The organism is Paraburkholderia sp. BR10954 (assembly GCF_040965775.1).
Classification (GTDB): Bacteria; Pseudomonadota; Gammaproteobacteria; order Burkholderiales; family Burkholderiaceae; genus Paraburkholderia; species Paraburkholderia youngii.
Window position 1 is genome coordinate 1 of record NZ_JBFRCK010000347.1, and the last position, 248, is coordinate 248.

The following is a 248-nucleotide window of genomic DNA, read 5'->3' on the forward strand; positions in this document are numbered from 1 at the left end:
CACTGATCATTCCGGCATCGAGGTGCTCCAGTGCAAGTGATGAGGGAGACGCTTTGAGCCGTTGGGCGGCAAACTCGAACAGAAGTTGGAAGCTGCAGGCATAGGAATCGCAGGTATGCTGACTGGCGCCTCTCTGATGTGCGAGGGTCTCGCGAAGGAATGTTACGACGTGGGGTGCGAGCGGGATCATTTCTGCTCTCCGGCGAGGAAGCCCTCTGCGGCCACTGCAATATCGCGCAGGAGCTCCG

General features: G+C 59.3%; 1 pseudogene. It reads right to left on the reverse strand.

Annotation, left to right across the window (positions count from 1 at the left end):
* Positions 1-190: pseudogene (locus AB4Y34_RS42515) on the reverse strand (integrase); the annotation flags it as partial.
* Positions 191-248: the final 58 nt, after the last annotated feature.